Source organism: Pseudarthrobacter sp. (assembly GCF_036675385.1).
In the GTDB taxonomy this organism is placed as follows: Bacteria; Actinomycetota; Actinomycetes; order Actinomycetales; family Micrococcaceae; genus Arthrobacter.
Genome location: NZ_JAKFFD010000021.1, coordinates 1 through 21,486 on the forward strand (window position 1 = coordinate 1; position 21,486 = coordinate 21,486).

At 62.2% G+C, this 21,486-nt stretch carries 21 protein-coding genes; 11 read left to right on the top strand and 10 right to left on the bottom strand.

The window, feature by feature from the left end:
- A partial coding sequence (locus V6M49_RS01790; RefSeq protein WP_332759719.1) for an alcohol dehydrogenase catalytic domain-containing protein occupies nucleotides 1-860 on the bottom strand: 860 nt, incomplete at its 3' end.
- Between the two features lie 460 nt (nucleotides 861-1,320).
- Here V6M49_RS01790 and V6M49_RS01795 point away from each other — a divergent pair.
- The 3 genes from V6M49_RS01795 to V6M49_RS01805 all read left to right on the top strand — a co-directional run bounded on the left by V6M49_RS01795 (nucleotide 1,321) and on the right by V6M49_RS01805 (nucleotide 5,017).
- The gene (locus V6M49_RS01795) at nucleotides 1,321-2,724 is read left to right on the top strand and encodes an MFS transporter (RefSeq protein WP_332759720.1); all 1,404 of its coding nucleotides are present in this window, start codon (nucleotides 1,321-1,323) and stop codon (nucleotides 2,722-2,724) included.
- 61 nt (nucleotides 2,725-2,785) lie between these two features.
- Nucleotides 2,786-4,042, top strand: a complete 1,257-nt coding sequence (locus V6M49_RS01800) for an aminopeptidase P family protein (protein ID WP_332759721.1) — start codon at nucleotides 2,786-2,788, stop codon at nucleotides 4,040-4,042.
- Nucleotides 4,043-4,177: 135 nt separating this feature from the next.
- Nucleotides 4,178-5,017, top strand: coding sequence for an IclR family transcriptional regulator (locus V6M49_RS01805; RefSeq protein WP_104060237.1), 840 nt, complete (start codon nucleotides 4,178-4,180; stop codon nucleotides 5,015-5,017).
- A gap of 86 nt (nucleotides 5,018-5,103) precedes the next feature.
- On the opposite strand, the gene V6M49_RS01810 is transcribed toward V6M49_RS01805, so the two are convergent.
- From V6M49_RS01810 to V6M49_RS01830, 5 genes are all read right to left on the bottom strand, one after another.
- On the bottom strand, nucleotides 5,104-5,391 hold the full coding sequence (locus tag V6M49_RS01810; RefSeq protein WP_056347570.1) for a hypothetical protein: 288 nt from the start codon (nucleotides 5,389-5,391) through the stop codon (nucleotides 5,104-5,106).
- On the bottom strand, nucleotides 5,378-6,121 hold the full coding sequence (locus V6M49_RS01815; RefSeq protein WP_332759722.1) for a GAF and ANTAR domain-containing protein: 744 nt from the start codon (nucleotides 6,119-6,121) through the stop codon (nucleotides 5,378-5,380). Before V6M49_RS01815 ends, V6M49_RS01810 begins: the two co-directional genes overlap by 14 nt.
- Nucleotides 6,122-6,260: 139 nt before the next feature.
- On the bottom strand, nucleotides 6,261-7,043 hold the full coding sequence (locus tag V6M49_RS01820) for a GAF and ANTAR domain-containing protein (protein WP_141139050.1): 783 nt from the start codon (nucleotides 7,041-7,043) through the stop codon (nucleotides 6,261-6,263).
- Nucleotides 7,027-7,299 (bottom strand): hypothetical protein, encoded by a 273-nt coding sequence (locus V6M49_RS01825; protein WP_332759723.1) that lies wholly within the window; start codon nucleotides 7,297-7,299, stop codon nucleotides 7,027-7,029. The genes V6M49_RS01820 and V6M49_RS01825 overlap by 17 nt, the downstream gene beginning before the upstream one ends.
- Nucleotides 7,296-8,027, bottom strand: coding sequence for a GAF and ANTAR domain-containing protein (locus tag V6M49_RS01830; RefSeq protein ID WP_332759725.1), 732 nt, complete (start codon nucleotides 8,025-8,027; stop codon nucleotides 7,296-7,298). The genes V6M49_RS01825 and V6M49_RS01830 overlap by 4 nt, the downstream gene beginning before the upstream one ends.
- A 333-nt stretch (nucleotides 8,028-8,360) precedes the next feature.
- On the opposite strand from V6M49_RS01830, the gene V6M49_RS01835 reads away from it, so the two are divergent.
- The 3 genes from V6M49_RS01835 to V6M49_RS01845 all read left to right on the top strand — a co-directional run bounded on the left by V6M49_RS01835 (nucleotide 8,361) and on the right by V6M49_RS01845 (nucleotide 11,038).
- Nucleotides 8,361-9,308, top strand: coding sequence for an alpha/beta hydrolase (locus V6M49_RS01835; RefSeq protein ID WP_442959686.1), 948 nt, complete (start codon nucleotides 8,361-8,363; stop codon nucleotides 9,306-9,308).
- Nucleotides 9,309-9,464: 156 nt separating this feature from the next.
- Nucleotides 9,465-10,190, top strand: a complete 726-nt coding sequence (locus tag V6M49_RS01840; protein ID WP_371706857.1) for a FadR/GntR family transcriptional regulator — start codon at nucleotides 9,465-9,467, stop codon at nucleotides 10,188-10,190.
- Nucleotides 10,191-10,270: 80 nt separating this feature from the next.
- Nucleotides 10,271-11,038 carry a glucosamine-6-phosphate deaminase gene (locus V6M49_RS01845; protein WP_332759727.1) on the top strand — a complete coding sequence of 256 codons (768 nt, stop codon included), beginning with the start codon at nucleotides 10,271-10,273 and terminating at the stop codon, nucleotides 11,036-11,038.
- Between the two features lie 1,181 nt (nucleotides 11,039-12,219).
- On the opposite strand, the gene V6M49_RS01850 is transcribed toward V6M49_RS01845, so the two are convergent.
- Complete coding sequence (locus V6M49_RS01850; protein ID WP_332759728.1) at nucleotides 12,220-12,522, bottom strand: hypothetical protein; 303 nt, start codon at nucleotides 12,520-12,522, stop codon at nucleotides 12,220-12,222.
- A 248-nt stretch (nucleotides 12,523-12,770) separates the two neighbouring features.
- Here V6M49_RS01850 and V6M49_RS01855 point away from each other — a divergent pair, with 248 nt between their 5' ends.
- The 4 genes from V6M49_RS01855 (at nucleotide 12,771) to V6M49_RS19870 (ending at nucleotide 16,993) form a co-directional block, all read left to right on the top strand.
- A complete protein-coding gene (locus V6M49_RS01855; protein ID WP_332759729.1) occupies nucleotides 12,771-13,337 on the top strand; it encodes a hypothetical protein in 567 nt (188 codons plus the stop codon).
- Between the two features lie 81 nt (nucleotides 13,338-13,418).
- Nucleotides 13,419-14,738: a ParM/StbA family protein gene (locus tag V6M49_RS01860; RefSeq protein ID WP_141139056.1), complete on the top strand. Its 1,320-nt coding sequence runs from the start codon at nucleotides 13,419-13,421 to the stop codon at nucleotides 14,736-14,738.
- A 752-nt stretch (nucleotides 14,739-15,490) separates the two neighbouring features.
- Nucleotides 15,491-15,895 (top strand): SHOCT domain-containing protein, encoded by a 405-nt coding sequence (locus V6M49_RS01870; RefSeq protein ID WP_141139057.1) that lies wholly within the window; start codon nucleotides 15,491-15,493, stop codon nucleotides 15,893-15,895.
- A 783-nt stretch (nucleotides 15,896-16,678) separates the two neighbouring features.
- On the top strand, nucleotides 16,679-16,993 hold the full coding sequence (locus tag V6M49_RS19870) for an META domain-containing protein (protein WP_442959687.1): 315 nt from the start codon (nucleotides 16,679-16,681) through the stop codon (nucleotides 16,991-16,993).
- A 147-nt stretch (nucleotides 16,994-17,140) separates the two neighbouring features.
- Here V6M49_RS19870 and V6M49_RS01875 read toward each other — a convergent pair whose 3' ends face one another.
- On the bottom strand, nucleotides 17,141-17,455 hold the full coding sequence (locus V6M49_RS01875) for an ArsR/SmtB family transcription factor (RefSeq protein WP_141139059.1): 315 nt from the start codon (nucleotides 17,453-17,455) through the stop codon (nucleotides 17,141-17,143).
- A 96-nt stretch (nucleotides 17,456-17,551) separates the two neighbouring features.
- Between V6M49_RS01875 and V6M49_RS01880 the strand changes: the two genes are divergently transcribed.
- Entirely contained in the window at nucleotides 17,552-18,604 is a 1,053-nt protein-coding gene (locus V6M49_RS01880) for an SDR family oxidoreductase (RefSeq protein WP_332759731.1), read from the top strand.
- A gap of 617 nt (nucleotides 18,605-19,221) precedes the next feature.
- Here V6M49_RS01880 and V6M49_RS01885 read toward each other — a convergent pair.
- Both V6M49_RS01885 and V6M49_RS01890 read right to left on the bottom strand, forming a co-directional pair.
- On the bottom strand, nucleotides 19,222-19,530 hold the full coding sequence (locus V6M49_RS01885) for a hypothetical protein (protein ID WP_332759733.1): 309 nt from the start codon (nucleotides 19,528-19,530) through the stop codon (nucleotides 19,222-19,224).
- Nucleotides 19,514-21,403: a glycosyltransferase gene (locus V6M49_RS01890; protein ID WP_332759748.1), complete on the bottom strand. Its 1,890-nt coding sequence runs from the start codon at nucleotides 21,401-21,403 to the stop codon at nucleotides 19,514-19,516. The genes V6M49_RS01885 and V6M49_RS01890 overlap by 17 nt, the downstream gene beginning before the upstream one ends.
- Nucleotides 21,404-21,486: the final 83 nt, after the last annotated feature.

Genomic DNA, 21,486 nt, shown 5'->3' on the forward strand with positions numbered 1-21,486 from the left:
AGCAACATGCCCGGCGTCGGAACGCCCACCAGCACCACCCGGCCGGCGAGGTCGCGGGCGTAGAACGCCTGCTTGTACGTTTCGGGACGGCCGACGGCGTCAATCACCACGTCCGCTCCGTTGCCGTTCGTCAGGGCCCGGATGGCCTCGACGGGGTCTTCCCTGCTGGAATCCACACCGTGCGTTGCACCCAGGGACCTGGCCATGGCCACCTTGTTCGCGTCGATGTCCACCGCGATGATGGTGGTGGCCCCGGCCAGCCTGGCGCCGGCGATCGCGGCGATGCCTACCCCGCCGCAGCCGATCACCGCCACCGATTCGCCGCGCTTGACCTCGCCGGTGTTGATGGCCGCGCCGATTCCGGCCATCACGCCGCAGCCGAGCAGCCCGACGGCGGCGGGATCGACGTCGTCGTCAATCTTGGTGCACTGCCCGGCGGCGACCAGGGTCTTCTCCGCGAAGGCGCCGATGCCCAGCGCGGGCGAAAGCTCCGTGCCGTCCTCAAGCGTCATCTTCTGCGAGGCGTTGTGCGTGTTGAAGCAGTACTGCGGCTGGCCCTTGGCGCAGGCGCGGCATTCCCCGCAGACAGCACGCCAGTTCAGGATTACGCGGTCGCCGGGAGACACCTCGGTGACGCCGGGACCGACGGCGCTGACCACACCGGTGGCCTCATGGCCCAGCAGGATGGGGAAATCGTCGGTGATGCCGCCCTGCTTGTAGTGCAGGTCGGTGTGGCAGACCCCGCACGTGAGGATGTCCACCAGCGCCTCGCCCGGGCCGGGATCCGGCACCAGGATGGTCTCCACCGAAACCGGGGCATTCTTTTCCTTGGCGATGACCGCCTTGACTCTGTGAACCATTAGCTGGTGTTCCTTTCCTGAGTCCAGGGACTCCTGGGCGACGGCGCTCCGGGCAATCCGGCCGACCCGTCGGGTTCAAAAGGGTTCTCACGCCGCAGCTCCGGGCCCTCAACCGCTGGTTGCCGACCTGAAGTTATTGCGTATTACACAACACGGTGCACATAGCGCGTACTCGAAATATGTCAGCCGCCACGGAGGGTGTCAATAGATCCTCCGCGTGCTGCGTTCGTCCGCTGTCCGAGCGAGGGCGTTGACGCATGCCAATGTCGCAACATGATTTCATCCTATGCAACTGACCGCAATATTCTCTCCTGCTGCGCGCCGCCGGGAGGCCAGGTGCTGTCCTCGCGGGTATCCATGCCCCGAGCCACAAAATAACCATTGACTGTGTTGCTCATCACGCCTAGTCTGTTGCAACAGCGTTGCGCTGATTGCAACCCCAAACAAACTTGGTGGATACATGAGTAACGAAACTTCCTCTCCCGCTCGTGCGGGAGGCCGTGGCCCGCAACCGCATGATGTACATGACGGCCACCGGGCCGGCCGCAGCACCACGAGCGGCCAGAATTTTGAACCCGCTGACAATGTGGTCAGCAAAGAAACGCGCCGCAGAGTCATCGCGGCCAGCTTCATCGGCAACTTCGTTGAATGGTTCGATTACGCCGTTTACGGCTATCTTGCCGTCACGATTGCCACAGTCTTTTTCCCTGAATCAGATCCCCAGACCGGGCTTCTGCTGACCTTCGCCCTGTTTGCGATTTCATTCCTGGTGCGTCCGCTCGGCGGGTTCGTCTGGGGCCACATCGGTGACAGGGTAGGCCGGCGGACAGCGTTGTCCCTCTCGATCTTGATCATGTCAGGAGCAACCTTCTGTATAGCCCTCATTCCGGGCTATGCCACGATCGGCATCTGGGCTCCCATCCTGCTTCTGGTCATCCGGGTAGCGCAGGGCTTCTCCGCCTCTGGTGAATACGCTGGGGCGTCGGCCTTCCTGGTCGAGTACGCTCCGGCCAACAAGCGCGGCCTATACGCCGCGGTTGTTCCCGCCAGTACCGCGGCCGGCCTGCTCCTCGGCTCCCTGATCGCAGGCCTGTTGACAGTCCTCCTGAGTTCCGATGCCATGCAAAGCTGGGGTTGGCGCCTGCCGTTCCTGCTCGCAGCCCCGATGGGACTGATCGGCCGCTACATCCGGACCAAGCTCGAAGACACCCCGGTGTTCCGCGAGCTGGCAGCGGAGGACGAGGCAATCAAGGCACCCGTGTCCAGCCTGTTCCGGAACCACTGGCGGCAGCTGCTGCAGGCCGTCGGCGCCGTGCTGCTCAACGCCGTCGGGTTCTACGTGATCCTCAGCTACATGCCCACCTATTTGTCCTCGGAACTGGGCCTTGGCGAAACCGAATCGTTCCTTGCGACCACCATTGCGCTGGTCACGTACATCGGCTTCATCTTCCTGACCGGCATGCTTTCGGACCGTTACGGACGCAAGAAGGTGCTGATCAGTGCATCCATCGCCTTCATTGTGCTGACCGTGCCCGCCTTCGCGCTGCTCGGAACCGGGAATTTCCTGGTCATCGTCCTCGTGCAGATCCTGCTGGGAGCGATGCTCACCCTCAATGACGGAACACTTCCCAGCTTCCTGGCCGAAATGTTCCCCACCCGGGTCCGCTACAGCGGCTTCGCGGTCAGCTTCAACCTCTCAAACGCCCTGTTCGGCGGTACCGCCCCGTTCATGGCCACGCTCCTGATCGCGGCCACCGCAAGCGATCTGGCCCCGGCCTGGTATCTCGTCGCCGCGGCTGTCATCTCGCTGATCGCCGTTTCACTGTCCAGGGAAACCTGCAAAGAACCGCTGCGCCACGAATAGCCAACCCCTTCCAACCGCTTCTCCCCTCAAGCAAACCGCACCAAAGAAAGGCATCACCACAATGACCACCACAGCATCTGAAAACGCCACGTCCGTCGCCGAACTGGAGCGACTGAAGGTCCTCAACAACGGCCAGAAGGTCTCCCTGACCTTCTCCGATGCCGAATTCGAGCGGCGCATTGCCGGTCTTCGCCGGATCATGGCAGAGAAGGAACTGGACGCCGTCGTCCTCACCAGCTACCACTCCATCAAGTACTACTCCGACTTCCTGTTCACCACGTTCGGCCGCTCCTACGGCATGGTGGTCACCAAGGATGACACCGTCACCGTCACCGCCAACATCGACGCCGGCATGCCCTGGCGCCGCAGCTACGGCGACAACATCATCTACACGGACTGGCGCCGGGACAACTACATCTTCGCCATCCAGGAGGTCCTGCGGACCCGAGGCATCAACCCGCGCCGCCTCGGCGTCGAGGACGACTCGCTGCCGCTGGACAACCGCAACAAGATCCAGGCAGCGTTCTCCGGCGCAACGCTCGTGGACGTGGCGCAGGCAGCGATGCGCCAGCGCATGATCAAGTCAGCGGAGGAAATCGAGGTCATCAAGCACGGTGCCCGGATCGGCGACCTCGGCGGCGAGGCCATCCGCAACGCCATCACGGCCGGCATCACGGAGTACGAGGTCGCCCTGATCGGCACCGAGGCGATGGTCCACGAGATCGCCAGGACGTTCCCCAACTCCGAAATCCGGGACACGTGGGTCTGGTTCCAGTCCGGCATCAACACTGACGGCGCCCACAACTGGGCCACAACCCGCAAGGTCCAGGAACACGACATCCTGTCCCTGAACTGTTTCCCGATGACCAGCGGGTACTACACGGCACTGGAGCGGACGCTGTTCTACGGCGAACCCGATGCCCGCTCGCTGGAACTGTGGAATATCAACGTGGAGGTCCACAAGCGCGGACTTGAGCTGATCAAGCCCGGCGCCGTGTGCAAGGACATCGCCGCGGAGCTCAACGAGATCTACGTGGGCCACGGGCTCCTCGCCAACCGGACGTTCGGCTACGGACACTCCTTCGGTGTCCTCAGCCACTACTACGGCCGCGAAGCCGGGCTGGAGCTCCGCGAGGACATCGACACCGTGCTGGAACCGGGCATGGTGGTCTCCATGGAACCCATGATTACCGTCCTGGATGGCCAGCCGGGCGCCGGCGGCTACCGCGAGCACGACATCCTGGTGGTGGGCGAAGAGGGCGCCGAGAACATCACCAAGTTCCCGTTCGGCCCCGAGTACAACATCATCGGAGCTTGAACCCCGGTGGTTGAGCCTGACCCCGGTGGTTGAGCCTGCCGAAACCCTGACAAGCTCAACCACCGCCCCGGGGAGTGGCGCCGTGTCTGACACGGCGCCGCTTTCCGCTGACTATGCGCAATGATAGTGAGCATCATGACCACACCAGATTCCATTGACACCAACGGCAGCGACACCAACGGCAAGGGCGATACCAAGGGCGCCTCAGTCATCGTCAACGCCATCGCCGTCCTTCGATCATTCACGGCCGACGAGCCGCTGCTTGGCGTGACGGAGATCGCCAACCGGGTGGGCCTGCACAAGAGCACCGTGTCAAGGATCCTGGCAACCTTCGAACAGGAAAACCTCGTGGAACGCGATGCGGACACACGCCGTTTCCGCCTCGGACTGGGCCTGATCGCCGTCGCCGGTCCGCTGCTGGCCGAACTGGAGGAGCGGCGCGTCGCCTATCCCGTCCTGCGCGAACTCACGGAACTGACCGGCGAAACCAGTGCCCTGATGATGTGGGAGGGCAACGAGTCGATCTGCGTGGAGCAGATTGCCAGCCGCCACCAGATCAAGCACACTGCGCCGCTGGGGGCCCGGTACAGCGACGCGTTGAGTTCCTCGGTCCAGGTGTTCCTTGGAATCCAACCGGAGGAGAGAGTGCGTGCCCTCCTGCGCAGCGGAGCCATTACCTACCCCGGGCTGGACGAGGCCTCCCTTGAGGACTATCTGCTCCGCCTTAAGGACGACTCCCGCCGCGGGTGGGCCATCAACTACGGCGAGTCCTCCTTGGATGAAGTCGGCGTCGCCGCCCCCGTCTACGATCACCGCGGCGACCTTGTGGCAGCAGTCCTCATCCCGGCCCCGCGGTTCCGGGTCTCCAAGGAGCGCCTGCAGAGCCTCGGCGAATCCTGCAGGGCAGCGGCGGACAAAGTCACCGCACGGCTGGGCGGCAACGCACCCGGCACCATCAAACGCTCTCTCACTTAACGCAGGAAAATCACCAACGCTCTCTCACTTGCCTCAAGAAAGTGAGAGAGCGTTGGGCTAAAAGGGGCATGAGAGCGTCTGGCCCGTTAGGGCTCTTCGGACCGTGGTGGATCTTCAGACCCAAGCTCGTCCGCATAGGGCGCGCGGGGGCCGGCGTGGTCATTGAACAGTTCATTTGCCGCCATGGCCAGGAGGTCCCGCTGCAGTTCGGGCAGGGAAAGAAGTCCCTGCAGGTAGGCCTCCACTTCATACTCGCCCACAGATCCGCCGATGCCGAAGTAGTAGAGCCACAGGTCACCCGTGCTGACTTGTGCTGCTGTCAATGCTGCCTGGAGCCTGCGGCGTTGCTCCGGTTCGCTGCTATCGAAGCCCATCACTACTGCCTCTACGCGGGTGGGAGGCCACGCCTGCCAAGACAATGGCGCTGACTTCCTTAAGCGTGCTGCACGTCGCGCGGGCCTGCCGCATCAACTGCTGCAGGGCAGCGTCCTCGGCGATGGTGTGGCGCTCCATGAGGATTCCGCAGGCCCGGTTAATGAGGTCCCTGCTGAAGAGTGCCGATTGAAGGCCCGCACTGATGCGTTCCGGAGTTTCGGCAGTCTGGATATGGGACAGAAGGGTTGCCGCGGGGGAGGCAAAAAGCTCCATGAGGGCAGCGGTGGCATCCTCAAAAGCGCCGGGGGTGGCGGCGTAAATCTTCATCGCACCTATGGCCTGCCCGTCGGCGATCAGCGGGGTGCTGATCACTGAGCGGATTGGGAAGTCAACGACGGCGGCGCTCCAGTTTGGCCAGCGGGCTTCAGTTGCAACGTCATGGATGAGGATGCTCTCCTGGGTGGCCCAGGCTGTCAGGCAGGGCCCCTGGACCAGCTCATACTGGAGGGCGTCGGCGCGTTCCACCACACTGCCGGTAAAACCGGAACTAACAGGGCGGGCATGGGGATCAAGGATTGAGACACCTGCCCCAACAGTCCCCGGGATGGAATCCCTGACGGCGCGGGAGAGATGCTGGACGGCGTGGTCCACTTTTTCTTCCGTGAGGAGCAGCCCCATGATCCTGCCCAGGGCAGTGGATAGTTCATCCAGGGGATACTTCTTGGTCATGTTTTTGCCTCCGGCCATTCTGCGTGACCGGCCTCCGGCGGGCCGGATGAGCCTGTTTGTGACCGTTCAGCGCTTCAGGTAAAGCCTAACGTGTGTGGTGGGCTGCGTACCCGGACCTGCACGGATTCAGGCTGTTTGGCTATTCATCGTAGGTGGTGGGGAATTCCCGTTCGCCGCCAATTCCGGAAATGATCATGGCGGCCACCTCCTTTAGTTTGATATTGCGGTAACTGGACGCCTTGACCAATATCTGGAATGCCGCATCGCGGTTGCAACGGTTCTGCGCCATGATGGCCCCAATGGCTGTGTCAATGACCGTTCGGGATTTCAGGGCGGCGGCGAGGTCGTCACGCGCGTCGCGCAACTGTGCGATGTTCAGGGCAAGGTCCAGCGCCTTGGCGGCGATACCCGTCAGGCCGATGGCCGCATCAATCCCGTACTGCGGGAAGCCATCCGTATTGGGGGAGTAGAGGTTAATCACCGCCTGCGCAGGAGCCTGCAGAGGCATTGGTACTGCCAGGATGGAGCCGATGCCCATCTGGCGGGCAGCCTGGTTGTATTTCGGCCAACGGACATCGGCGTCCAGATCCGGGACGTGGACCATCGACTCTGTCCGAAGGGCTGTCAGGCAGGGTCCATGGCCGATGCTGTTTTGCAGTTCGTCCAGGTTCCGCGCACGCGCGTCACTGCTGGCCACAGCGACCGGGCGCTTCTGCCGGACTACCGTGATCCCGCAGGACAAATGGTTCCCGGGCTGTGACAGTTGCGTCCCAAGAATCGCGGCGGTGTCCGTCAGGAATTCACGGACGTCGGAGCTTGCCAGGACGAGGTCCTGCAGGTGGAGCACAAAGTCGTGCAGGCCGGCGTCGGCACGTCCATCTTTGCCGGATTGGGGTTCTCGGATATCAAAGTCCTGGGACATGTGCACTTCCCGGTCCGTCCGCCGTGATCTCCTGGATGGCGGTCTGGATGAGATCCATCTGCAGCGGGGCCAATTCCGTCAGCTCGTGCAGGTAGGCGTCCACCCCGAGCTGATCGACGTTTCCGCCGATCCCGTAATAGTAGGTCCATAGCGCCGGGAGGCTGATGTTACCGCTCCGGAACTGGGCGGCTGCTAACTTGCGCTGGTCCGCGCCGAAGGCAGGCTGGGGGGTGCCCAGTCCGCCGTCGTCCATCATTTCTCCCCGCCTCCGGTGATGACGGGGATATCTGACGCATGGTGCAGGATGTCCCCGGCGATGTCATGCAGCCGGCGGTTGCTGCTGCGGGAGGCAAGGTGCAGGAGCTTGACGGCGGTTTCATGGCTGCAGCGGTTCTGCACCATGATCAGGGCCACGGCTGAATCGACAACGGCCCGGGACCGCAGCGCCGACCTTAAATGCTCCGGGTAGGGGTCCGACGGGTGCACCCGGATTGCCAGCCGCAGGATCCGGGAAAGCGATGCAGCGTGCTCCTCAATGGCGGTCACCGTGTCCGGGGCAAACGTATTCAGCTGGGTTGAGTAGCAGTTCAGGGCGGAGCGGGAACCGTTGTCGGTGGGGATGGGGACGGCCAGGATTGTCCGGATGCCTTCGTCTGCGACCGCCCCGGCATACCAGGCCCAACTCTCGTCCGCCTGAAGATCACGGATGAGGACTGTGCGCTGCTCCCGCAGCGCCGTAAGGCAGGGACCGTCGTCGAATGCGTACTGGCGTTCGTCCAGGCTCCGGGCCGTCTCCGTGCTGCTGGCTACCGTCACGGGCCCGGTCTCCCGTTCCACTGTGATGGCACACAGCAGGGGCGTCTCCCCGCCCAGCAAGGACGCGGAAATCGCTGTCAGTCCCAAGAGGAATTCGGTGAAGCCCGGACTTTCAAGGAGTAGGTCCTGCAATTGCTCCGCCGTCGGCAGAGCCTCATTCTCGGCCATGCGGCCTCAATTCCAAGCATCGCCGGGATCACACGACCCGGCTGGCGGCTGAGCGCTCTCTTCGCGCACGGCCCGTATATTCAACCCCGGACCTACATGCCACCCCGAAATCTCCTACTACTGACACTACGCCCTTCCAGGGCGGCCGCCTGTGGTCCCGGCGAAGTATTAGCAGCTGGGAGCTCCACGGAGCGCCCGCAGGAAACGCGCGACGGCGGCTGTTGCGTCCCGGTAGTCCCTCCAGGTCATCCCGAGGATGGAATTTACGGGCACAAATCTACGGTTTCCTGCTTGGCGACTTTGCCGGGAGGCACCACGCTGTAGGCTCTGCACATGGCTGATCTGCGGCGTCGGACGTTTGTCTTTCGCACGCTGGTTGGTGCGGCGGCCGCGGCGGCCGTTGGAATTCTCGGCGCCGCGTGTTCGCCCGGCGCCGAGCGGGACGGTACCGCCGGTGGCGGTGCCAAGGGGGATGCAGTGAAGCGGCACAAGTACCAGTACGGCGAGGACGCCAGCCAATGGGGCGAGCTCTTCCTGCCGGAGCTGCCGGCCGGCGCCGAGCACCGCGGCGTGGTGGTGGTGATCCATGGCGGCTACTGGCGCTCGCAGTACGGCGCAGAGCTGGGGGAGCCCATCGCCAAGGACCTGGCCGCCCATGGCATGGCCGCCTGGAACCTTGAATACCGCCGGGCCGGAAACGGCGGCGGCTGGCCAAACACGTTCATTGACGTGCTGGCCGGTATCGACAAGCTGGGGGACCTCGCGGCCAAGCATGCCCTGAACCTGGGTCCGGTGGTGGCGCTGGGCCATTCAGCCGGCGGGCATCTGGCCGCCTGGGCTGCCGGCAGGGGGAAGCTTGCCCAGCTGGGAATGCCGGATGCTGACCGCCAGGTGCCCCGTACCTCAGATGCCTCCGCGGTGCACCTCACCGGGGTGGTCAGCCAGTCCGGCCTGCTCAACCTGGCCGAGGCGGAGAGGCTAAACCTCAGCAACGGTGCGGTGAGCAACCTCCTGGGCGGGTCGTCGTCGAAATATCCGCACCGCTATAGGTACGCCGACCCCATGACCGCCCTTCCGCTGGCCGTGCCGGTCATCGCTGTCCATGGATCCGAGGACACCACCGTTCCCCTAGGCCAGTCCGAGTCCTATGTGAACGCTGGAACCACGGCAAACATGGAGACCCGGCTGGTCAGGGTCCCCGGGGACCATTACGCCCTGATCGACCCCAAAACGCCCGGTTACCGGGCGTGCCGCGAGCTTGTTCGGTCCCTTTTGGGTTAGATTCGGCGCTCCTGGGTTAGATTCGGTCCCTCAGGGTTGGAAGTTCTCAAAAATACGTTCCCAATATCTAGACATTGGACGTCCCATCTCCTGTACTCTTGAGATGTAGGACAAGTCGCGACCCCTAAGCGCGGCAAGGAGGAGACCCACGTGGCCATCGCATCGCAAGAAGTATCGCCCGCCCGTTTCAGTGCGCAGCTCCGTTCGCATGCCCTGCAGACGCGGATCATGGACCTCATTCTGGACCGCGGCCTGGACGTCGGTGACGCGCTGCCCACCGAAAGTGAGCTCTCCGCCGAGCTCGGCGTGGGCCGCAACACCGTCCGCGAGTCCCTGAAAGTACTCCAGGCACTGGGCGTCATCGAGATCCGGCATGGCTTTGGCATGTTCGTAGCACCCAACAACTTCAGCGCCCTGGTGTCCGGCCTGACGTTCCGCGGCCGGCTGTCCCTCCGCCACAAGGGCGAGGAAGCCATGGAGCTCATCGACGTGCGCCAAGCCCTCGAATCCGGGCTGATCGGACCGGCCATTGACCTGCTCACCGACGAGCACGTGGCTGACCTGCGCTCCACCATGGAAGCCATGGAGGACGCGGCCAAGAAGGGGGAGCCGATGCATGAGCACGACGCCGAATTCCACCGCCGCCTGTACGCCCCCCTGAACAATGAGCTGCTGATCAACCTCATGGATGTCTTCTGGCAGGTTTACCGCAAGATCCACCTGGCCATCGGTACCGGCCCGGTCAACCTCGAGCAGCAGACGCAGGACCACTGGGACATCTTCGAGGCCGTGGCCAACAAGGACAAGGCTCTTGCGTCCGAACGCCTGCAGCGCCACTTTGACGGCATCCGCCTGAAACTCAAGGATGTCGCGGCCGCCTAGCCTGTTTCCCTCCGCCTTTCCTTCGCCGCCTGCGCCCGGGCGGATTTAGCCCTGCCCTTTTCGTAGAGAGTGCCTTCGCCGTGGAAATTTTCGTTGTGCCTACCGCCGCAGCTACCGGTTCCGTCGCTGCCGGGATCCTCGCTGCCGTCATCCGCAGCAAGCCCGACGCCGTCCTGGGCGTGGCCACGGGCGGATCGCCGCTGCCCATCTACGCGGCGCTCGCCAACCACCGGCTCGACATGTCTTCCGTCCGGGCCTTCGCCCTCGACGAGTACGTGGGCCTGCCCGCCGGACACTCCGAAAGCTACGCCGAAGTTGTCCGCCGCGAAGTGACTGAACGGCTGCACCTGGATCCCGTCAACGTAGCGGTGCCGGACGGAAGCGCCGCAGACCCCGAGGCTGCCGCCGCTGACTACGACGCCGCCATTGCCGGCGTTGGCGGCATCGACGTGCAGATCCTCGGCATCGGCCACAACGGCCACCTGGCCTTCAACGAACCAGGCTCCGCCCTGGACTCCCGGACCCGCGTGGAAGTCCTCACGGAACGCACCCGCGAGGCGAACGCCCGCTACTTCAGCACCCCGGAAGAAGTGCCGCTCCGCTGTATCACACAGGGACTGGGCACCATCCTGGAAGCCCGCCATCTCCTGCTGGTGGTCAACGGCACGGACAAGGCCGGCATCCTGGCCGCCGCCCTCAACGGGCCCGTCACTGCTGACTGCCCGGGGTCGGTCCTGCAGCTGCACCCGCACGTGACGGTGGTGGCTGACGAAGCCGCAGCCTCGCAGCTGGCGCAGGGGAGCGGGCAGGTCGCCGTGCGCGTGTCCGGGGCCGCCGCCAGCGTCTAGGCGCTGGCTGTTTGCCGTTCTTACTGCGGATCTGATGTCTCAGGAATGTGTGAATCGCAGCGGATATATGGCGTTGTTCTGGTCCTGCATCCACTTGTGGCTGATTAGTTGGCGCTACCGGCTTCGCTGGATGTATGGGACCGTCTGGAACGAACCTGTCGGTAGGCGCCAGGCCACTTCCCGTTGGCAGGTCCGATGACGAACTCCGACCGCTGCTTTGCCCCGTTATGTCGTAGGCGGGGGCCGAGATGACTTTCCGCGGCGGGCCTCCTGCCAGGCCACTGCGTGGGACGGGGTCCTGAAGGTTTTTCATCGCCGCTGTGCCGTCCGCCTCCGCATTGCGGAACACCGCTTCCGGGCCCACCGGCGGCAGCTCCCGCATTCCTTCCCGGTCAAGGATGATCAGCTCGTCCGGGTAGCAAACGCATCAAAAACTCGACGCTCCGGCCGCCCGCTGATACTTCGGCGCCCGGTCCGATTCCAGCGCCCGGTCCACCGTTCCGCGGGAAACCCTCACGATTCTGCCGATCTCCCGCTTCGAGTGCTTGCCTGTCGAGAGGTGGCGTATCTCCGCCCAATCATCCAAATTGGTCACCTTCCATAGTGGTCGGTGGCCCTATTTTCAGTTGGCGTTCCTGGCCCTATTTTGGACTGGCGTTAACACGACCACGTAACGCTCCTAAAACGGCTTCCCACCGCCATTCAAAAAGGAAGACGCCGTGCGCCCGGTAATAACAACCGGTTCTCCCTGAACCCGCAGGAAATCAAGGTTTTTCAGGACACGGAACGACGGGAGTGTGCGGACGCCTTCGGAAATTCCGTGCTGTCCACTGTTGACGAAAATGGTCTGTGCGCCCGACTTCGGACATCTCTGCACTCGTCTTGGGAAAATGTCAGCTGTGTCGGACACCCTCGATGTCGGCCGGACTCAGCCTGTCGCCCAGTCCGACGCTCGGGGTGCGGCGAGCACATCCACATTGCCGGGTTGAACACTCTCGCCTTCGCTTCGGCGCAGCCTGTCGACCTGTCCGCCGTGTCGGACAGCCTGTCCGACGGAGGAAGTCAGATGAACGAAGTCTCAACAGAAGGCCAATGGGCACCCGCCCAGGCAGGCTACTACAGCCTGCCCTCTGGCTGAAAAATAGGCCCCACGCGGATGACTTGGGGGGCTTATTTCTTAATTAGGTCATTGGCTCAAAATGAATGCCACGGCGACCAGAAGGTCGTGCTGGTGAAGGGATCAGGATTTCGGGGGAGGGTCGCTCCGCCGCGACGTGTTTGGTGAATCCGAGCGCCTCGGCGATGCTTGCCGAGCTCATTCCTTCGTCGTGGGCCCGAATGACAGCTTCGATGAGGAGCTGGTCAACCGCCTCGCTGAGGGTCTTGAGGTCACGAAGAGCAGCTTCGGTCTCGGGTAACTGGAGGTTGACCTGGTGCCAACGGAATTCTTGGGCGTGGCGGCTGGCTTTTCGTTCTGCGCTCATGTGGACAACATTAGTTGTACGGGCAGATACCAACAAAAAAGAAACCGCTGCGCCGAGGCACAGGGAATAGTTGTAGTGGTGCGTAAGTTGCTCCAAAGTTTCCGATAAATTGCGGGCTAAGGTTGGGTTGTTCCTGACCCAGAACTGACCGCAGGCGGGTTATATGTGGGTTGAGAGCTACGCGAGCGAGGGGTTCAGCCTGAGTCTCATCATGAACTTTTGTTAATCAGAGAGAGGGGGAGGGGTCCATGGCCAATCTTCAGAGCAAGGTGGCAGCACCCAAGGCGAAGGCCGCTGCTGTGAAAACGGTAAAAACTTCTGCTGTAACAACTGTGAAGCCGCAGCCGCACCGTTTCCGCGTGAGCGTCCCCGCAGCCGATGAGGCTGTATTGGTGTGGATGAATTTGCAGGACAACCCATCACTGTCTGTTCGGATGCTGATCCGTGAGAGCATCGAGCGCCTGGGCTACGTCGATGTCTTCAACCGACCAGTTGCTCAGCTTCCCACGGGCGGGCGTGCTGTTGGTTCTGAAAAGGAATCAACAGAGACAGAGTGGAATGCAGAAACGGCTGCGGCTCCGGTTGCGTTGGTTCAGCAGGTGGCAACACCTGCTGCGTCCCCGGACCTGGATCTAAACCAGGAGACAAACACCGAACCCGAGATCCTGGGCATCGCCCTGGCAGCCTCGACACTGGTTCAGAAGCCTGCACCAAAACAGGACGACATCCACACTTCCTCCTCGACTACTCCCGAACCGGAGCAGCCTTCTGTCGGACAGGTTGAAGTCAACGACATTTTCTCGATGCTGCGCTAACTCCCGTAACAACTCCCAGCACTTTCTCTTGTATGGCAACCGAGTAACCACACCAAGCACTTCCACGAAGGGATCACATTCATGACCATTTCGATCAATCTCACCGGTGGCATCGACGTTGGCAACGGCTACGTCAAGGGCATCATCCGCGGCGCCGGTGCATCACGTACAACCGACGTCGACGAGATCGACCTACCAAGCGGCGTCTCAACGATCACGCGCCCGAACTCTCTGCCGACCCCTGACGGTGAAGCTCCAGCGAAGATGGAAGGCAATTTCTATAATGAGTTGGACGTCAGCTTCGTCTCCCCTCTGGTAAGCAATTATCACCGCAGGCTCTTCGGCCTGCGTGCCCTGAGCGCCCAAGGCGCCTTTGATGAGTTCGACGTGGTCGGCCGTCGCAGCAAGGCCCAGCAGGAGCTGAGCAAGGTTCTGGTCATGGGCGCTTTCGCCGCCAAGGCCCTGCGTGACTACGTGCGTCAGCACGGTGGATTGCCGCCGGCTATCGAAACCTTAAGTGTGGAGGCTCGGGTAGCACTTGCGCTGCCGATCAACGAGTACGTCTCACACCGCACCAGCTACGTAACCGAGTTCATGAGCGGCACGCATACGGTTACCGTGCATAACTTCGAGACTCCCGTCACCGTGAAGCTTAAATTCGTGGATGTACAGGTGCTCCCCGAGGGCGCGTCGGCTCAGTATGCGATCACTGCAAAGGGTGAGCCATTGATGGACGCTATGCTCGCCGATGTCCGCCGCCGGGGTCTGTCACTGGAGGGGATCACTTCTGGTGACGTGCTTGCAGCCCAGAACACTGTCGGCATTGATATCGGCGAAGGGACAGTCAATTTTCCGGTGTTCACCGCCGGAGAGTTCAACGCCGACGCCTCGACCACGCACAACCGAGGCTACGGTTCGGTTCTTACTGACGCGCTGAAGGCGATGGAGGACCAGAGCTTCTCGCCTGGCTTCACTTCCCGCAAGCAGTTGGCCGAGTACTTGCAGGCCGGAGCGTCGCCGTTGAAGCGTAACTTCTATGACAAGGTCGCTCAGTTCGTGGATGAAGAGATGCGGTTCTTTGCCAAGGAAGTTGCCGAGCGGTTCGGCCGCGTTCTGGCCGTCGTTGGTGCCACCACAGAGGTCGCGTATGTCTTCGGCGGCGGGGCAGGTCCGGTGAAGGCACATCTGTATCCGGCACTTCTTGCTAAGGCCACGGAGATGAACTCGGTGGATGCGTTCCCGACTCTGTACCTGGATTCCTCCTACTCGCGTCACCTGAACCGTGAGGGTCTCTACATTGCCGCCGAGTTCGTGGAAAGCCAAGCCGGCGCCGCACCGGCTGCCAATGGTAAGCGCAGCGCTCGTTCAAGCGAGAAGAAGCTCGTCGAGGCTGCTGTGTAGGTAGCGGGGGTCGGGCGGCCAAGGGCCGGCTGCCGGATGTGCGCCATGTCAGCGGTTCGCGCATCCGGCGGGCCCTGCCTGGCGGCCCGGACCACCGGCATCAGCCCGGGGATATCGCCCCGGCCGGACCATCCTGGGGTGTGATTTTGGGTCGGGCCTCCTGAAGATGCTGCTGCAGTTTGACCTCGGCATCGCGGCGCCGCTAGCCCACGGTGCGCAGCTTCCGGGTGATCGGTGTGATCCCAGGCTGCCGAGGTCAAGCCCATACCTCTGGCGAACTGCAGGCTTTTCTTTGCGGCAGCAATACGGGCCGCGGGGGAAATGCCATGTACTGCGTCCGCTTGTTCGCGGTCCATCAGGGCATCCAGACCAGGGTGTCCCCGGCCCAGCAGGCGGCCGACGCTTCCCTGAGTCCAGGCCGCGCCCGGTTGGCACCGGTGAGGCCCTGGTCCGTGAGCGTCTTCTCCGGCGTCACCCCAAGAGCAACCAGCGCATTGCCAATCCGCAGAAGTTGCGGAGCTGGCAGGAGCCAGATTTGCCTTCATGTACCTGCTCCGCTTCTGTCTGAGTGATCCGTCACGGCTAAGGATCACCCTAACGGGCGACCCTTCACTGCTACCGGGCCGCACACCGGTCGATGAACTGTTCAGATGCATCGCGACTGTCCCGCACAGGGTTGCAGTTGCGGACGCATGCCCCTGACCACGGTCCGCAGGATGTTCAGAAAGCGTTCCGAGGGCTATTCTCGGCACATGAACCAACACTTGGTTTCGGCCGAGGCCGAGGGATACACATTTACGTTCGGCATTAGCCGATCGTCGCTTCGGATAGCTGGGCTGTGTGCGGTTGTTGCTGGGGCAATCCTTGCTGTCTTGATAAACGCAACGGAGCCGTTCCGCATCCCTTTGGGAATTGCGCTGGGCGTCCTCGCGATCACCCCTCTAATCGCATATGCCGTCAACAGCTCATCACGGGCGCATGAGCTGAAGCCGGCGCCGACTAAACGCACCAGGGAGCGACAAGTGATGGCCGGCAAGATAATGGGCAAGAAGTCTCTGGCGGCGGACCTTGCCCTTCTTGCTGAACTCCATGGAAGTGGCGCTCTTTCTGACGAGGAATTTAGCGCCGCCAAGCGCCGCATCCTTGGCAGCAGATAACCCAGGAGTGCGCGCTCTCGATTGAGCCATAAGTGTTGCTCAATGACCTTTGGAGTAGGCTCGGGCCATGCTGCCAGTTCGGGGGAGCGGACAATATGACGAATCGTCGGTGGGTCCTTGGTATAAGTCTTCTTACACTTGCTTTGGGAAGCTGCGCACAGATCCCCAATGATGTGAACATCGCCACCGGCACCTCCGACCGCTGGCTAGTTGGCGTTTCCGGCCCGAGAAGCGGCGGCATCGACGGATGCCTAGAAGACCCGGTCATCGAGGAAGCAATTGAAAGCGCAAATCTGCCTTCCACGCACCTAGGCATCAAACTTCGAGAAGCGGCGAAAGAAGAAGACGCCAAACGGATTGCAGACTGTCTTAGGCGGGGCTTGAAAAGTGGAGATGTATCTATCGTTAGCCCAAGGACCTGAACCAGCGCTCCAACTTCTTAGCCTCAGTCCCGCAGAGGGTTCGTGTTATGGGACAGTCTTTCCTGCAGCCCTGAGTTGTTTTCCCATCGGCGTACTATTGCCTCAACACTGGCCATTGGGGCATATGGAGATCCGGATTTTCACAGCTGCCGCGTTTGCGGTGGCCGGCATAGGCATTGCGTTGTCCTCGTGCGCAGTCCAATCCGTTCCAGAAGGAACGACGAGCCTTTCTGCGGCCCCCTCTGCACGTGACTCGATTCCGGTGACGTCGCCTGCCACTGCGCTACCGCTTGCCTGTTCACTACCAAAGGAATTCCTGGTGACCTGCGGCTCCTACCGCAGCGTCAGTGGATCCGGAATTATGGAGTGGACCGCGGAGCGGCCCGTCACCTTGCGGCTCGACCAGACGCCGGGGTCAGTGCTGGTTTCACTAACGACGCCGTGCAACCCCATCTCGGCTCCCGCAGCAATAAGCTCCGAGACCCTAACCATAAATCCCTCAGGTATGACGGCCGGGGCCAAGGGTTGTAATAGCCCCGAAAACGGCATGGAAACCGCTGCGGTCAGCTTCCTGCAATCTCAAGTGAACTACACATCTCAGGGCTCACTCCTGCTTCTAGAGAACGTGACTGGTTCCATCGAACTTCAGCTTGAACCTGCCGCACCAGCCAGCTAAATGGTCCGGGGTAGAACGCCTCATGGTGCAAGTAGGCGACGATCACGGACTTTCGTCCCGTTTAGGGTTCGCCTTGCAGGCGTGCGTCAGAGCGATATTGCCTAGGGTTCGCATGGCGATCTTGTCGCGAACGGGACGGCGGTGCGGCTAAACGTCGGCGCCGATGGCCTTGCCGAGCTTGGCTATGGTCTGCTCGTTACGTCGGTAGTGGGAGAACTGGCCGATGCGAGTACAGATCACAAGATCCGCGCGTTGCAACGTCGCCATGAACTGTGAAGCGGTGGACTGAGACACCTTTGCACGCGCCTGAATGTGTTTCAAACACACTCCGACCTCGTCCGCCGGCCGATCCTGCGGCGGAAATGAGTTGCCGTCCTTGAGCCAGCTCAGAATTGCCAGGCGGGTTGGGTGGCCGAGCGCTTTGAATGCGCTCACGAGTTGATCGTCACTGAGTTCTGCCATGCCTCCAGAGTAGCCCGACATCGCAATATCGCAATATCGCGATGCTGTGCTACAAATTAGATCGGTAAATCACGTTTTTACGATGAAGGAGGAAGCATGGCACCGAGAACTGCATTAGTCGTCGGAGCACGGGGTGTGATCGGCGGAAACTTGATCGAGCACCTCGACCGCGTGGGAGGCTGGACGATCATCGGACTTTCTCGGCGGGGAGGGGCCAATCAGGGCTCGGTTCGGCATATCGCCGTTGACCTTCTGGACAAAGACGACACCGCTTTGAAACTCAACAGCCTGACTGGGATCACTCATGTCTTCTATGCCGCTTATCAGGATCGCGCCAGCTGGGCGGAACTGGTGCCGCCGAACTTGGCGATGCTCACGAATGTCGTCGACGCGATCGAACCCGTGGCGCCGAACCTGGAGCACATCAGTTTGATGCAGGGGTACAAGGTCTATGGCGCTCATCTGGGGCCCTTCCCGACGCCGGCCCGTGAGGACGATCCGCCGCATATGCCGCCGGAGTTCAACGTCGACCAGCAACAGTTCCTCGAGCGCCGGCAGGCTGACGCCGCTTGGTCGTGGTCCGCACTGCGACCCTCGGTTGTGGCCGGCATTGGGCTCGGCAACCCCATGAACCTCGCCATGGTGATTGCGGTGTACGCCTCTATCAGCAAAGAGCTCGGCGTCCCGTTCCGGTTCCCCGGCAAGCCCGGGGCCTACACAAGCCTGATCGAGATGACGGACTCAGGGCTGCTGGCGGAAGCTACCGCCTGGGTTGCAACAAACCCCGGCAGCAGGAACCAAGCCTTCAACATCACAAACGGTGACATGTTCCGCTGGTCCTCGATGTGGCCGAAAATTGCCGCGTTCTTCGACCTCGATGTAGCGCCACCTTTGCCGATGAGCCTTAGCGACGTGATGGCAGACAAATCTGAACTCTGGGATGCAATGGTTGCGAAGCACGCTCTGGCCAAGACCCCCTACTCTGATGTGTCCTCCTGGCAGTTTGGCGACTTCGTCTTTGCGTGGGACTACGACGTCATCGCCGACACGTCAAAGTCGAGGCGTGCCGGCTTCCACACATATGTTGACAGCGAAGCGATGTTCTTGAGAATCTTCCAGAGTCTCCGAGACCAGCGACTGATTCCCTAAGCAAGCGGCAGGGGCCTCGCATTCAAAGGGCCTGCCCGGACGATGTTACAAACTTACGCGGCCGCTACTCGGGCTGCGGCTGCGCCAGTCGTTCCCGCTGAGGGATCCGCTCTTTAGTGTCAGTTCGATTTTTGTGGAGGCCGTGGCCACTTCTGGTGGCCGCGTAGCCCGTGATTCGCCCATAGAAACGGAATCAACCGGGGAGCACCCCTTCGGACCCGAGTGCGGCGAGCCTTTCAGGTTCAAGCCCGTGCAAGTGGCTTTTAGCTGAAGCAGCGTGCTCATGGGGGCTTGGGTTTGGGCCAAATCTAGCGAGGAGGCTGGCGGTTTCTAATGGACAGTGCGCTGTCTGCGCAAGGACTGAGATTAGCCCACGGGTGAGGGGGAGATTCTCGCGGAGCTCGACGGGATCACTCGCACGGAGGGCGTGCGGTAAGTGGGGCTTCCCGGTACTAACCTGTTCATGGAGGCTGGATGAGGAAAGGGCAATGTGAAGTTGACCGCACACATCAAGACAGCGGCGGATGGATGGCTTCGATTCGACACCCTTGCCTATCTGTCCGGTCAGGAATGGCGGCGGGGCTCTGGCAGGCGGCTTCGTCCTGCCACCCGATGGGTTAGTCGACGAGGCCGTTGTCCCTGAAAGGGGCATTGAGGCGGTTTGGATAGACCTCAAGGATGAGGTTGCAGAGGGTGCGACCTTCGTCGGAGCCGTGGCCGACGTGTTGGCTGTGATTTCGATGACGGCGGTTTCGAACATGGCCCGGTCCAGCTCGGAAACTCTCCGGCGATTCGCCCGACATTTCGGCCAGCAGGTCGTGGACCATGCCCAGACATTCCGGGTAGGCGCAGGCGTGGAGCTCATGGATCTGGAGGCGTGCACCGCTCATCGAAAGCTGGCCGGATGGTTCAGAGTTGAATTCCATCTTTCTTAACTTCTTCCGTGGGAGTGTATCCCTTGTAGAGAGCGGCTCGGATGATCACGCTGAGGATCAGCAGATCGAACACGACCCAGGCAATGTTGACCAGCGTTCCCGCGGGTGCGCCCAGGCCCGTGAACATCCGGATGAGTCCGGTGATGGCTGCGATGATCAGGGCCGTTATGGCCACGAGCTGAGGGCGGATCAGGGACCAGGGCGGGCCGTCGCCCTGGCGGGTTTTGGGGGTCACCGCGAATCCGAGGTCACGGCCGAACAGGACGTTCCCTGCCGCCGTCGTGCATGCTTTGATCCAGATGGGGAAGAGCGCCACACTGTATTGCTGGCCGCGCCAGGTTTTCCTGCCGCGGGCGGCAACGAAGAACAGCAGCTGGTTCACCACCAGGAACGGGATGAGCCTGGCGAAGAAGTCGATGCTGAATGCATCCACCGGCATGGTTCCAAAGCACAGGAAGATGATGGGCGCGGCGATGTAGATGACCGCGGCAAAGCCGGAGAGGTAGCTCCACATCGTGGAGAAGTACATTAGGCGCTGGCCCCAGGCGAGTCCGCTCTGGAGGAGGGGATTTTCGCGGAGGAACACCTGCATGGTTCCTTGGGCCCAGCGCAGCCGCTGGGTCAGCATGGTCCGGAGGTCTTCGGGTGCCAGGCCCTTGGCCAGAATCTCGTGGTGGTAGACGCTCTCCCAGCCCTGGGCGTGGAGCCGCATGCAGGTGGCCATGTCCTCGGTCACGGAGTTCGTGGCCATGGGCATGACGGGGAGGGCCTCGTCGGAGCGGTCCACGTCCAGGGCCTGGACCATTTTGCGGACCGATCTGATGGCGCCGATGGGTGACCAGTCGCGGCGGGCCAGGCGGTCGATGGCGGCGTCGTCGATGTAGACGCCGGTCCTGCCGTCTCCGGAGAGGCGGGCGATTTCGTCCAGGTCCGCCTGAATGGATGCGACGTCGATCGTGACGATGCTCCTGGCTGCGGCGTCGACCTTGCGCTGAAAGTCGTAGGTGATGGATGCGACGGGTTTGTTCTGGTGCAGTTCCTTTCGTGCGGCCCGGGCAGCGAGGCCGACGTCGTCCAGCGCGCGGGTCAGGTGCTCACCTGTCGCGCCGTGTTTGGCGCGTGCCTTGGCGATGACCTTGTCGGCGGCCTTCAGCGTCTGCTGGAGGCTGTGCCGTACGCCTTCGACATAGCCGGTGATCCCGATCTGCATGAGGGCTTCGCGCCGGATCATGGCGTTGGAGCCGCAGAAGAACGCGGCGTTCCAGCCGTCCTTGCCTTGCTGGATGGGGCCATAGAACAAGGGTGCCTGGCTTCCCAGGATGTCGTCGTCGGTGACGTTGTGGAACCATTGCGGGGTCTGCACCAGTGCAACTTTTTCGTTGGTGAAGTGGCCCAGCATGCTGTCCACGATTCCGGGTTCGGGGATCTGGTCGGCATCGAGAATGAGGAGGAATTCGCCCTGTGTTGCGGCCAGGGCGTTGTTGAGGTTTCCGGCCTTCGCGTGCCGGCGGTGGTTTTCCCAGTCGGGGGAGCGGATGATGTAGCCGATGCCGGCATCCTCGGCCGCCCGTTTCATGGCGGGCCGCGCGCCGTCGTCCAGGATCCAGGTCTTGTGCGGGTAGCTGATGCGGCTGGCCGCGACGGCGGTGGTCATGACCAGGCCGGTGGGCTCGTTGTAGGTAGTGATGAAGACGTCCACAGTGAGGCCCTCCGGTGGGGCAGGAGGGGTGTCGCGGACGCGCAGCTTCCACATGGTGAGCCCGAACAGGACGGCATCGATGAGGCTGTAGGTTTCGACCATGACCAGCGGCACGCTGATCCAGGCTGCGGACCAGTTTACGGAGAACAGCCAACGCCAGGCCATGTAGTTCACGCCCAGGATTATGGTCACCGTGGTGAGGATCCGGACGACGAGTTGGTGGTTCAAGGAGCGGCCTTTCCAGCCTC

Bases quoted from the DNA above. Each gene is read 5' to 3' on its own strand.
- V6M49_RS01815 (WP_332759722.1), bottom strand. From the start codon at position 6,121: ATGACCAAGAAGTATCCCCTGGATGAACTATCCACTGCCCTGGGCAGG.
- V6M49_RS01875 (WP_141139059.1), bottom strand. From the start codon at position 17,455: ATGGCAGAACTCAGTGACGATCAACTCGTGAGCGCATTCAAAGCGCTC.
- V6M49_RS01830 (WP_332759725.1), bottom strand. From the start codon at position 8,027: ATGGCCGAGAATGAGGCTCTGCCGACGGCGGAGCAATTGCAGGACCTA.
- V6M49_RS01885 (WP_332759733.1), bottom strand. From the start codon at position 19,530: ATGGAATTCAACTCTGAACCATCCGGCCAGCTTTCGATGAGCGGTGCA.
- V6M49_RS01800 (WP_332759721.1), top strand. From the start codon at position 2,786: ATGACCACCACAGCATCTGAAAACGCCACGTCCGTCGCCGAACTGGAG.
- V6M49_RS01820 (WP_141139050.1), bottom strand. From the start codon at position 7,043: ATGTCCCAGGACTTTGATATCCGAGAACCCCAATCCGGCAAAGATGGA.
- V6M49_RS01855 (WP_332759729.1), top strand. From the start codon at position 12,771: ATGGCCAATCTTCAGAGCAAGGTGGCAGCACCCAAGGCGAAGGCCGCT.
- V6M49_RS01795 (WP_332759720.1), top strand. From the start codon at position 1,321: ATGAGTAACGAAACTTCCTCTCCCGCTCGTGCGGGAGGCCGTGGCCCG.
- V6M49_RS01860 (WP_141139056.1), top strand. From the start codon at position 13,419: ATGACCATTTCGATCAATCTCACCGGTGGCATCGACGTTGGCAACGGC.
- V6M49_RS01870 (WP_141139057.1), top strand. From the start codon at position 15,491: ATGAACCAACACTTGGTTTCGGCCGAGGCCGAGGGATACACATTTACG.
- V6M49_RS19870 (WP_442959687.1), top strand. From the start codon at position 16,679: ATGGAGTGGACCGCGGAGCGGCCCGTCACCTTGCGGCTCGACCAGACG.
- V6M49_RS01835 (WP_442959686.1), top strand. From the start codon at position 8,361: ATGGCTGATCTGCGGCGTCGGACGTTTGTCTTTCGCACGCTGGTTGGT.
- V6M49_RS01880 (WP_332759731.1), top strand. From the start codon at position 17,552: ATGGCACCGAGAACTGCATTAGTCGTCGGAGCACGGGGTGTGATCGGC.
- V6M49_RS01850 (WP_332759728.1), bottom strand. From the start codon at position 12,522: ATGAGCGCAGAACGAAAAGCCAGCCGCCACGCCCAAGAATTCCGTTGG.
- V6M49_RS01810 (WP_056347570.1), bottom strand. From the start codon at position 5,391: ATGGGCTTCGATAGCAGCGAACCGGAGCAACGCCGCAGGCTCCAGGCA.
- V6M49_RS01890 (WP_332759748.1), bottom strand. From the start codon at position 21,403: ATGGCCTGGCGTTGGCTGTTCTCCGTAAACTGGTCCGCAGCCTGGATC.
- V6M49_RS01805 (WP_104060237.1), top strand. From the start codon at position 4,178: ATGACCACACCAGATTCCATTGACACCAACGGCAGCGACACCAACGGC.
- V6M49_RS01825 (WP_332759723.1), bottom strand. From the start codon at position 7,299: ATGATGGACGACGGCGGACTGGGCACCCCCCAGCCTGCCTTCGGCGCG.